Below are 10,893 nucleotides of genomic sequence, written 5' to 3' on the forward strand. Positions count from 1 at the left end.
AGGAGATCGGGCATGGCGGAAATCGCGGTGGTCGCAATTTCGGTGGCGAAACCGGGACATGAGGAGCGGTTGAGCGAGGCCCTCGAAGGCATCGTCGGACCGACGCGCAAAGAAGCGGGTGTACTGCAGTACGACTTGCACCGCGACGTGCAGGAGCCGCGCCGGTTCGTGTTCATCGAGCGGTGGGAAAGCCAGGATGCGCTCGCGGCGCATGCGAAATCCGCGCATATCCAGGCTTATAAGAAGGCGGCCGCGGATTGGATCGAGCACGCGGAGATTCGCGTGGTGTCGAAGATCGCCTGAATTCGGGCGCGGGCGTCAGCGGCGCGCGGACACGCTGGACAGGTGGGGCGGCCCTGCGGCCGCCGGCGCGCCGTCAGCGATCAGTGGGTTGCTTGCGGGACATCCAGAATCAGGATGATGGTCCAGTCGGCGTCGCCGTCATGGTGATACTGGCGCTCCGCGACAATGAACGGCTGCTGCTTGCCAGCCGGGCCGAGAAACAGCACGTCGCCTTCCATCGGCAGGCATTCGACGGGCGGCAGCGCGAGGTACGCTTCCTGACCGCCACGCGGCATCAGTTTTTCGATCTTGCGAGATGCTGCTTCGGTCCATTCGATATCAAGCTGGATGTTGCTCATGCTGTCCTCCGCACCAGGGTGCGCACGGGTTAGGGGATGCCGGCGGCTCGCCGGTCGGTGCGCGACTTTAGCATACAGAGAGCAGAGCGCCGGCGGCTTGCCAAGCCGGTGCGCGCTCGGAATGCCTTGCCAGCAGCGAGCGGGTCGCACGAATAAAAAAGCCGAAACCGGCGCTGCCAGCTTCGGCTTTTTCACCTTCACGACGAGACCGCGAGGCGAGATCCGCGAAGTCGCTCAGGTGCCCGACGCGTCGGCACCCTTCTTCGGATGATGCGGAGCCATTTTGTGATGCTTGGCCGGCGCGGCGGGTGCGCTTCCCATCGACTGCTCGCGGTTTTGCAAATCTTGCGCACGCTGCTCGACGTCGGCGGCCTTCGCCGGATCGGTGCTCGTCGTGATGCCGTTGTCCTGCGCGTAAGCCGCGCCGGCTGCCGCACACAAGGAAACCAGGATCGCCATGGACACTTTCTTCATCGTTACCTCCGTAGAATGGTGGTGGACCGAGTATTGCCTGTCCAGTGGGAAAGACAATGCATTCTATCGAGCAAACTCTTCTCCAGCCGATGGCTTTGTAACCGTGCTCAACACTTGTTACATTTTGTAATAGCTGGACGCTGGTTGAATAAACCGCGACGTCCTCGAATGCGAGAGCGGAGCGGCCTACATCGTTCGTCAGAACCAGCCGATCGCGCGATACAGGTGAAATTGCGCGAGGCCGATCAGCTCATGCAACGCTATCTCCGCAGCCACGAGATTGGCGAAGCGCGGCAGCACGCCGATCCGCGCGCGCCGCGCGCTCGAAATCTGCGGCTGCGGCTCGACGCCGAAGCGCTGAAAATCGAGCAGCGCACGCGGCATCTGATACGCGGAGGTGACGAGTATCAACGTGTCGTAATGTGATTGACCGACAATAACCGAGACGTTGCGCGCGTTCTCATAGGTCGTGCGGCTCCTTTGCTCAAGCACGATGTCCGAGCGCGCCACCTGCTGACGCAGCAGATAGGGCAGGTAGGTGTCGGCTTCGGTCGCGCTATGCCGCTGCGGATTGCCGCCGCTGACGATCACGCGGCACGTGCTCGCCGTGCGCTTGCAGGCCGCGTAGTTCTGTGCGCTGACCTCAATGCGCGAAAGTACGTCGCGCGGTGGCACCAGCACGTGGTCGTGGTCGTAGACCGTGCCGCCGCCAAGCAGGATGATCGCGGTGCGTGGCGCGAAGGTGGCGGCCGTGGCGCTCTGTCGTTGCGGCTGCGCCAGATCGAGCAGTGGCGCGGTCAGCCAGCCGGCCGCGAGCAGCCAGAACAGCGCGATCATGCAGACGATGAGCGGCCGGCGCGCACGTTTCCATAGCACGATTGCTGCAAAAAAAAGCGCTAATAAAGTGAATAGAATCAATTTAAATGGGGTAACGTATGTCTTTCGGGACAAATCCACGGGCCTGCCATCGCGCCGCGGCGGTTGCATCGTCGGTTCATGGAGAGAACGCTAACATGCCGTTCTGACGGGGGTTCCGAAAACGAGACCAGGCAGCACCTGGCGGAAATCCGCTGTCAGACAGGCGGCGAGCTTCCGACCAGGAGCGGGTGCTACGCGCGTCGCCGGTGGCGCAGTGACGCGTGGGCATGAATGTGTCATAGCTGCACTTTAAGAAAGAAGTGAGATGACCACGTATTCCAACGAAGCGGTACTTGAAGCGCTGCGGCGAGCGCAATATCGTCAGGTTCCCTGGGCCAGAAGGCCGGGTGTCTTCCAATATCTTCGCGCGCTGGGGCTGATGGACACCGTTCGTCAGCGAACCGTCGCACCGGCGCCAGGCTTTCATGCTCCCGTCGACATCGCCGTGCTCACCGAACGCGGCAAAGCGGAGTTTGCGCGGCTCGAGCACGACGAGCGTCTGCTCACATGGACAGCGCAACGCATGAACGATTATGTTCTCGGCGCGGCCGAACCGCAGTCCGCCGCGACAGCCGAAGTCAGATCTTAGCTCAAGGTTCATCGCTTATCTGAACTGAGTCACTGTCCGCCCGGGCCTGTCACCCCCTCGGCGGGCCGTCGCTAACGTCGACCGGTCGCCGTGCGCGTCCGGGGGCGAATCTCGGCTTCCCATCGACGAGGCGGCGACGCGATCCGCGCAGGTCGTTGCCGTTGCGCGCGTTTCATGCCATCAACGCCTCGAGGGCGAAAAAAAGCCCGTATCACGAAGATACGGGCATACCGGAATTACTACTGCCACGCTGTGCTAATGGCGTTGAGTCAGACTGGTGCCGCGTCCGGTGGTTCCCCGATCGTAAGTGTGCAATGCAAGATACTGGGCACCGTTGCGCGACGCGCCGTCCGGGCGGCGACCTAGCAAATCAACGCCGCCGCTGATCCTCGCGCGGCGCATCGGGCCGTGCCCGCACATTGCTGGCGATATCGCCGCGCAGATCGCCGCGCGGCGTCGGCGGCGTGAAATCTCGATTATGGGCCTCGCTTTGCTGCCACGCTTCCAGCGTGGCTTGGCGGTCCGGGCGCCAGTTCCACCCTTGCGGGCGTTGTTGCGCAATTGCGGGCGCGGCCATCGATGAAAGCACAATGCCGCACAACAGCAGTGACATTGGTTTCATTCCGAAATCCCCCTCAACCTGGAGTCCGTCGACTCAAGGCCTGTTTGCATAAGCATTAAGGTATGCCGGGGGACGAAAGCACGCTGTAATTAATAGTAAATGGATGTTTCACCCGGAGCTATCGGGTAGTTTGGCAGTCTGAGGCAGCGCGCAAGGAGCGCTGTGGCGGTCGTGCGGGAGGCGCGACGAAAGGTGCGCGCGAAGCGGAGAAGACAGCGTCTCGCGGCGACCGTCAAATGCTGGCGGGTCGTGCGCACGCACGCAATCGTGGAAAAGTCGGCTGGATAAAAAACCGGGCGCCTACAGGCGCCCGGTGACCGCGTAGTTTCGCGTCAGGCCATCTTGACCGGCGCGCGCCACGATTCCGGATTGGTCCAGAACGCGCCGCGTAGGCGGTCGCGGCTCGGCGGTGCCGGCGGTTTCGCGGCCGTTGCGCCGATCCGGCCGCGCAGCGAGATTTCGCGGCCGCTCGTGCCAAGCCGTTTCACAATTTCAGCGAGCGTGCCATCGGCTTGCCACTCGTCGAAGCGCCGGCGGCAAGTCGGGGGGGACGGGTAGCGGCCGGGCAACTTGGACCAGCCTTCGCCTGTCGACAACACCCAAAGCACGGCGTTGACCACCGCCCGAGCTTCCACGCGCGGTCGACCGCGCCGTTCGCTGCGCGCCGGCTCGGCGCAGAACAAAGCCTCGACCAGCGCCCACTCGTTATCTCTCAAATCGTCGAACAGCATCATGTTTCACCTCAGCGAAGCTAACTCCGGTGCGCTGCCCCGCGCCGCGCACTCTTCACGCACTCGATAGGCGAGTGCCAAAGGGGACGGGCTTGCCACGGATTGCCATCGGAAATCATGGCGCCCTCCCTGTGCGTTTCTCAACGCACGAAGTGTGCCAATCTGCTGCCGATTGCCTGAAAGCCCCGTGGCGGCGGGCCAACGCGGGCGCCAACCAGGGCCGTATAAGAATCCAAAAAACCCATCTCGCAAATCGGGACAATCACCAATCTGGGGCAGATAAGCCCGGCCGGCGTGCGTTCGCGCTTTTTTGCTGCATTGCAGCGGCCACGTGGACGGTGCTATGCCGCATGTATTTGGTCGTACAATGCGCATCAAGCTGCGCTATTAATGAGGTGAACAAATGAATGTGACGCTGCGACAGCTCAGGGTTTTCATCGAGGTGGCGCGCCTGCAAAGCTTCAGTCGGGCCGGCGCCGAAATCGGCCTCACGCAGTCGGCGGTCAGTCGCTGCGTGCGCGAGCTCGAAAGCGAGATCGGCCTGAAGCTCATCGATCGCACGACGCGCGAAGTGCAACTAACCGACGTAGGCGGCAACCTCGTGGCGAGTGTGTCGCGACTGCTGGGGGATCTCGACGACGCGTTGCGCGAGATCCGCGAAATCGGCGAGCAGCGCCGCGGACGCGTGGTGGTCGCGGCGAGCCCGACCGTCGCGTGCCGGCTGATGCCCCGCGTAGTCGCGTCGTGTGGACAGCAGTTTCCTTATGTGACGCTTGGGCTGCGCGACGACGTGCAAAGCGACGTAGTGCGCAAGGTGAAGTCGGGTGAAGTGGACTTCGGCGTGATCATCGGCCCGTTCTCCGACGACGATCTGCTCAGCGAGACGCTGATGACGGACTCGTTCTGCATCGTGTCGCGTGACGATCACCGGCTCGCCACGCGCAAGCAGGTTACGTGGAAGGACCTCGACGGCGAGCAACTCGTGATGCTCGATTATGCGTCCGGCAGCCGCCCCCTCATCGATGCCGTGATGCAGGCGCAGGGCGTGAACGCCACCGTGGTGCAGGAACTCGGTCATTCAGCGACGGTGTTCGGGCTCGTCGAGGCGGGCGTCGGGATCAGCGTGCTGCCGTGGCTCGCGCTGCCGCTGCCGGCGGGGGCGTCGCTGGTCGCGCGTCCGCTGGTGCCGCGCGCGGAACGCCTCGTCGAACTGGTGCGGCGGCGCGACCGGTCGCTGTCGCCCGCGGCCGAGGCGGTGTGGAATCTGATCCGCCAGTTGCCGGGCCGGGCCGAGGAGTTGAATTAACGGGCGGGATCGCGTGCGATCCGTTCGACTGGTGGATCGGCGCCGGGCGCTGCCCGCCGCCCACACGCCGCCTGCCGCTACTCGCCGCGCCGCTGTCCGGTTACCCGGCGCGCTAAACTACCATCTTCATCGCGCACGCCTTCGCGGTTGCGCTTCGAGCCTCTTATCCTTCACCCACCCGGAAGCCTCGATGAGCGAATTGGACCTGCCCGTGCCCTCCATCCCGAATGCGCGCGACGTCGTACGCGCGCTGCGTCCATCGCAAATCCGTGAAGTCGCGAACGCCGGTTTCGGCGTCGACGACGTGCTGCCGTTCTGGTTCGGCGAGTCCGATCGCGTCACACCCGCATTCATTCGCGACGCCGCGAGCGCGGCGCTCGCCGCCGGCGCGACGTTTTACACGCACAATCTCGGCATCGCGCCATTGCGCGCGGCACTTGCGGGCTATGTCAGCGAGTTGCACGGGGCGACGTCGCCCGAGCACGTCGCGGTCACGAGCGCGGGCGTCAACGCGCTGATGCTCGCCGCGCAGCTGGTGGTCGGCGGCGGCGACCGCGTCGTCGCGGTGACGCCGCTATGGCCGAATCTGGTCGAAATCCCGAAGATTCTCGGCGCGCATGTCGAAACCGTCGCGCTCGGCTACGGCGAACGCGGCTGGGAGCTCGACGTCGGGCAATTGCTGACCGCGCTGACGCCTGACACGAAGATGCTGATGATCAACTCGCCGAACAACCCGACCGGCTGGGTGATGAATCGCGACGACCAGCGCAGCGTGCTCGAACACTGCCGGCGGCACGGCATCTGGATCGTCGCGGACGAGGTCTATGAGCGGCTCTACTATCCCGGCGATGACGCCGCCCAGGCGGCCGGTGTGCGCACCGCGCCATCGTTTCTCGACCTCGCGACACGCGACGAACGCGTGATCTGCGTGAATTCGTTCTCGAAAGCCTGGCTGATGACGGGGTGGCGGCTCGGCTGGATCGTCGCGCCGACCGCGTTGATGGACGACCTGGCGAAGCTGGTCGAGTACAACACGTCGTGCGCGCCGTCGTTCGTGCAGCAGGCGGGCATCGCGGCGCTCCAGCAGGGCGAGCGTTTTACACAGCAGCTGGTGCGCGACCTGAGGACGTCACGCGATCATCTGGTACGCGCGCTGTCGGCGGTTCCCGGCGTCGATGTAAAGGCCCCGCTGGGCGCGATGTATCTGTTCTTCTCAATGCCGGGCTCGACGCGCAGTCTCGATTTGTGCAAGGCGATCGTGCGGGAGGTCGGGCTCGGCGTGGCACCGGGCAGCGCGTTCGGGCCGCAGGGCGAGGGGTTCGTGCGCTGGTGCTATGCGTGCGATACGGTGCGGCTCGATGCCGGCGTCGAGCGCTTGACGCGGTTTCTGGCGCGCCACGCCGGGGCCTGATCATGCGGTCTCGTACGCCCCCCGCGCTTCGTGTTGACGCACCGCGAGCGGCGAAAAGCCGCGAATCGTGAGAATCTTCTTGCTGTCGACTCGACCCGGGCGGGCGCGGCTACACCGGTCGGCGCCGCAGCAGAAGATGCACGGCAGATCACGGCTTTACGCCCCGGTCGTTTTTGCGTAATATGGCGCTCAGTCACGCGATTCCTTTCAGGAATATCGCCGCTCCGTCCGGCTGGGTCTGGCTCGATAAGTCTGTTCGCCACCCCCCGGTGCGTGCTCCCATCAATATGACCGATCAGAATCGGGCGAGCGCGTCTTCAGTTCCACATCGTCTGTTTGATCCGGTTCTTTGACCACAGGGTCTGACCTAGCTGCATGAATACCCAAGAGGCGAAGATCGTCCTCGAGACTGCCTTGATCTGCGCGCAGGAGCCGTTAAAGCTCGGCGAATTGCGCAAGCTCTTTGCCGACGGCGTGTCGGCAGACACTGTTCGGACCTTGCTCGAAGACCTGAAGCGGGACTGGTCTGGGCGCGGTGTGGAGCTGGTCGGGCTGGCGTCGGGCTGGCGGTTTCAAAGCAGGCCCGCGATGCGTTCGTACCTGGATCGGCTGCATCCGGAAAAACCGCCGAAATATTCGCGCGCGGTGCTCGAAACGCTCGCGATCATTGCCTACCGGCAACCGGTGACACGGGGCGATATCGAAGAAATTCGCGGTGTGACGGTGAATACGCAGGTCGTCAAGCAGCTCGAGGATCGCGGCTGGATCGAGGTGATCGGTCATCGCGACGTGCCGGGGCGTCCGGCGCTGTATGCGACCACGCGCCAGTTCCTCGATGACCTTGGCCTAACGGCGCTTGACGAGTTGCCTCCGCTTGCCGATCCGTCCGCACAACTGAACGCGGATCTGCTGGGTCAGCACGCGATCGAGTTTGCTGAGGGCGACGCGCAAAGCATGCAGCAGCCGGTGCAGGATGCCGGGCACGACATGACGGGTGAGGCTGGCGAGCCGGCTCCGCCGGAAGCGGCGCAGCATGCCGCGTCGGGATTTGAAGCAGCGCCGCCCGAGACGGTGGCCGAGTCGACGCTCGAACCGGAGCCCCCTGCGGAAGCGACCGGGCAGGACGGCACGACGAATGCGTCGAGTGCGTCAGACGCGTCGAGCGCGCCGCATGACACGCAGCAACAGCCCGAACCGGCACCCACGGCAGCGCATGCCAGCGTCGCCGGCTCGGCACAGCATTACGATCCGGTCGCCCAGACCGATCCGGCAACACCCGCGCACGGCTCGGGCGTAGCTCGCAATACGGAGCACGCTGCCGAGCCGAACCCGATCGAGGCGGCGCACGACGATCCCGAGGATCGCCGCGATGCCGCGCAGGACGCAGGCTTTCTGACCGACGACGAAACCGAGTCGCGCAGCGCCTGACGTAACCGAACTTTTTTGCCGCGCCCGCAACGGGCGCGCGCGACCTGACATTTTGAGGTTGTTTTGACACATACCCACGACACCGATTCGTCCGAATCCGAGCGCCCCGTGCCGTCGGCGCGGACCGACGAACGCACTACGCAAGCGACGACAGGCGAGGGCGAGCGCCAGGCTCATGGCGCGGAAGCAGAGGGCGAAGAGCGCCCCCGCCGCGGTCTGCGTCGCGGGCCGCGCAGCCTGATCGCCCGACGCCGTGCCGGCGCGAAGACGAAGGCAGCCGAGGGCGCGCCCGCGCAAGGCGCGCCGGTCGTTGCCGAAACGCCGCCGGACGGCGAGGTCGTCGCCCAGGTGCGCACGCCGCGCAAGGACGCGGGCGCGAAACAGGGCGGGCGTCGTAACGCCGGCGGTGCGAAGCGCGAGGGCGCGTCACGCGAAGACCAGCGGGAACGTCAGCCGCGCGAAGGTCAACGTGAGGGCCAGCGCCAGAATCGCCGCGGCGCCGATGCGGCCGCGGAGTCAGCTCAGGACGATCTGTTCTCATACGTGACGTCGCCCGCATTCGATGCCGACAACACCACGACTGGCGGCGTACGCGCGCCGATGCTGCGCCGTGGCAAGGCAGCGGGCCCGAAGCGCGTGCTGTCGCCCGATGACGACGCGCCGAAGCTGCACAAGGTGCTCGCCGAGGCGGGCATGGGCTCGCGCCGCGACATGGAAGAGCTGATCATCGCCGGCCGCGTGTCGGTGAACGGCGAACCGGCGCACATCGGCCAGCGCATCATGCCGACCGACCAGGTCCGCATCAACGGCAAGCCGGTGAAGCGCAGGCTCGCCAGCAAGCCGCCGCGCGTGCTGCTGTACCACAAACCGACCGGCGAAATCGTTAGCCACGCGGACCCGGAAGGCCGTCCATCGGTGTTCGACAAGCTGCCACCGATGAAAACCGCCAAGTGGGTCGCGGTCGGGCGTCTCGACTTCAACACCGAAGGTCTTCTGATGCTGACCACCTCGGGCGATCTCGCGAACCGGTTCATGCATCCGCGTTATAGCGTCGAGCGCGAATACGCGGTGCGTGTCGTCGGCGAGCTCGCCGAGGGTATGCGTCAGAAGCTGCTACACGGCGTCGAACTCGAGGACGGCCCGGCGAATTTCTTGCGCATCCGCGACGGCGGCGGCGAAGGCACGAATCACTGGTACCACGTCGCGCTCGCCGAAGGGCGGAATCGCGAAGTACGCCGCATGTTCGAAGCGGCCGGCCTGATGGTCAGCCGGCTGATCCGTACGCGCCACGGCCCGATCTCCCTGCCGCGTGGTCTGAAGCGCGGCCGCTGGGAAGAACTCGAGGACAATCAGGTGCGCGCACTGATGGCGTCGGTCGGCCTGAAGGCGCCGACTGAGGAGCGCGGTAGCCGCAATGCGGCGCCGGAGCGTCGTCAGCCGGATCCGATGCAGACGTCGATGGGCTTTATCAACCGCGAGCCGGTGTTGATGTCGCACAGCCGCTTCGAGCAGCAGCCGCGCGGACAGGGTCGCCGTGGCGCGGCGGGCGGTGGCTTCGGCGCGGGCATGGGGGGCGGCACTGGTTCTGGTGTCGGTGTGGGAAATCGCGGCGCCGGGGGGCAGCGCGTCGACGGCAATCGCGGGTCGTCGCCCAACGGCAACCGTGCGCGCACTGGCGGCAAGCGTGCCGGCGCGGCCGGCGACAGCGGCGGCAATCGCGGGCCGGGCGGCAATCGTGGCGGCAACACCAACCGTGCCGGCGGCAACGCGGGTTCGGGCGGCGCGAATCGTGGCGGCGGCACGGCGCGTGGTCGCTCGCGCGGCCGTTGAGCGGGGCGCTGTACCGCGTTTGAGGGGTGGCCGTTGAACGGCCATACCCTTTCGTGCAGTTCGCATGATCTGCCAGGCAGATATGACTCCCGGTGTCAATCGGGATCGGTTTTTTCAGTTTCTCGAATTCAAGTTGCCGGAATTTCCTCAGGGCGGCGTAGCAGTACATTTCGGCGGTGGATCAAGCTGATATCCGCGGGTTGGGTACCGCACTACAGATGTCCGCCCAATGAGCCTGCCGCTATCTGGAACCGCAAGTCGGATGCAGTAGTTCGTTGCGTAGCCTGGTCGCGGGTTACTCGTCCCAAGCGAGAGTAGAAAGGCCTTCACGCGTTGCCGTGCGCGCTTCAGGTCGTCTTTGGCGCCACCCACGTCCGTGCCAGATCGCGGAACGCTTCGCGTCGCTCGGCACGTACACTGCGGAGAGGTCACCGGCGCGCAAAGACCGCGCAAGCTTGATCGCATCACGCCGCTCAGTCTTGACCCGTTCACCCGTTTTTTTTCGGAATCAGCGATCGGGCGCACACGATGCACCCGAATCCCTTCTGCACGAACTGCCGGTAAAGTCCGTAGCCGCATGGACCGGCCTCGCAGACAACGCAGATGTGCCGCGCTTTCGACTGCAGGCGCCTGCACAGGTGATCGATATCAGCCTGCGTCATGCCGATCTTGCCCAGCAGTTCGACTTCGCCCGAGCCCAGCGCATACGCGACTGTGATCGAGTCTTTGTGTACATCGAGACCGACGCACAGCGTGCTATCGTCTTCCACGCTGGACTCCGTGCCGGAAATCGCCGGGAGCGGCCGTGTCCGCACTGTGCTGTTCTGGCTGCAATGCTAACCCGCGCTTGATTCCTCACGGCAGGCCAGCCATTGCCTCACGGGAGTCATACTGACTAGCAATGTCGAGTGCTTCCCGGCCGAGCCGTTTATCGTTTTTGGCG

General features: G+C 65.0%; 10 protein-coding genes and 2 pseudogenes. 6 read left to right on the forward strand and 6 right to left on the reverse strand.

What is annotated here, in order from left to right; all coding sequences use genetic code 11:
- The first annotated feature begins 12 nt into the window (after window positions 1-12).
- The gene (locus OKW41_RS27915) at window positions 13-303 is read left to right on the forward strand and encodes a putative quinol monooxygenase (RefSeq protein WP_429449074.1); all 291 of its coding nucleotides are present in this window, start codon (window positions 13-15) and stop codon (window positions 301-303) included.
- An 80-nt stretch (window positions 304-383) separates the two neighbouring features.
- Here the strand turns inward: OKW41_RS27915 and OKW41_RS27920 are convergent, their stop codons facing one another.
- From OKW41_RS27920 to OKW41_RS27930, 3 genes are all read right to left on the reverse strand, one after another.
- Window positions 384-641, reverse strand: coding sequence for a hypothetical protein (locus tag OKW41_RS27920; RefSeq protein ID WP_008923870.1), 258 nt, complete (start codon window positions 639-641; stop codon window positions 384-386).
- A gap of 234 nt (window positions 642-875) precedes the next feature.
- Entirely contained in the window at window positions 876-1,115 is a 240-nt protein-coding gene (locus OKW41_RS27925) for a hypothetical protein (protein WP_018418370.1), read from the reverse strand.
- Between the two features lie 198 nt (window positions 1,116-1,313).
- Window positions 1,314-2,033, reverse strand: a complete 720-nt coding sequence (locus OKW41_RS27930) for a YdcF family protein (protein WP_429449077.1) — start codon at window positions 2,031-2,033, stop codon at window positions 1,314-1,316.
- Between the two features lie 265 nt (window positions 2,034-2,298).
- Between OKW41_RS27930 and OKW41_RS27935 the strand changes: the two genes are divergently transcribed.
- On the forward strand, window positions 2,299-2,622 hold the full coding sequence (locus OKW41_RS27935; protein ID WP_018418368.1) for a hypothetical protein: 324 nt from the start codon (window positions 2,299-2,301) through the stop codon (window positions 2,620-2,622).
- A gap of 370 nt (window positions 2,623-2,992) precedes the next feature.
- Here OKW41_RS27935 and OKW41_RS27940 read toward each other — a convergent pair whose 3' ends face one another.
- Complete coding sequence (locus OKW41_RS27940) at window positions 2,993-3,244, reverse strand: hypothetical protein (protein ID WP_429449079.1); 252 nt, start codon at window positions 3,242-3,244, stop codon at window positions 2,993-2,995.
- A gap of 335 nt (window positions 3,245-3,579) precedes the next feature.
- A pseudogene (locus tag OKW41_RS27945) lies at window positions 3,580-3,975 on the reverse strand (transposase); the annotation flags it as partial.
- A 403-nt stretch (window positions 3,976-4,378) separates the two neighbouring features.
- Between OKW41_RS27945 and OKW41_RS27950 the strand changes: the two are divergent.
- From OKW41_RS27950 to rluB, 4 genes are all read left to right on the forward strand, one after another.
- Window positions 4,379-5,281: a LysR substrate-binding domain-containing protein gene (locus tag OKW41_RS27950; protein ID WP_429449081.1), complete on the forward strand. Its 903-nt coding sequence runs from the start codon at window positions 4,379-4,381 to the stop codon at window positions 5,279-5,281.
- A gap of 190 nt (window positions 5,282-5,471) precedes the next feature.
- Window positions 5,472-6,692, forward strand: coding sequence for a pyridoxal phosphate-dependent aminotransferase (locus OKW41_RS27955; RefSeq protein ID WP_429574625.1), 1,221 nt, complete (start codon window positions 5,472-5,474; stop codon window positions 6,690-6,692).
- A gap of 375 nt (window positions 6,693-7,067) precedes the next feature.
- The gene (gene scpB, locus OKW41_RS27960) at window positions 7,068-8,120 is read left to right on the forward strand and encodes an SMC-Scp complex subunit ScpB (RefSeq protein WP_429574626.1); all 1,053 of its coding nucleotides are present in this window, start codon (window positions 7,068-7,070) and stop codon (window positions 8,118-8,120) included.
- 63 nt (window positions 8,121-8,183) lie between these two features.
- Window positions 8,184-9,950 carry a 23S rRNA pseudouridine(2605) synthase RluB gene (gene rluB / locus OKW41_RS27965; protein ID WP_429574627.1) on the forward strand — a complete coding sequence of 589 codons (1,767 nt, stop codon included), beginning with the start codon at window positions 8,184-8,186 and terminating at the stop codon, window positions 9,948-9,950.
- A 303-nt stretch (window positions 9,951-10,253) separates the two neighbouring features.
- Here rluB and OKW41_RS27970 read toward each other — a convergent pair.
- Window positions 10,254-10,720, reverse strand: a pseudogene (locus OKW41_RS27970) (IS110 family transposase); the annotation flags it as partial.
- Window positions 10,721-10,893: the final 173 nt, after the last annotated feature.

The sequence above is a fragment of the Paraburkholderia sp. UCT70 genome (assembly GCF_050434085.1).
Classification (GTDB): domain Bacteria; phylum Pseudomonadota; class Gammaproteobacteria; order Burkholderiales; family Burkholderiaceae; genus Paraburkholderia; species Paraburkholderia tuberum.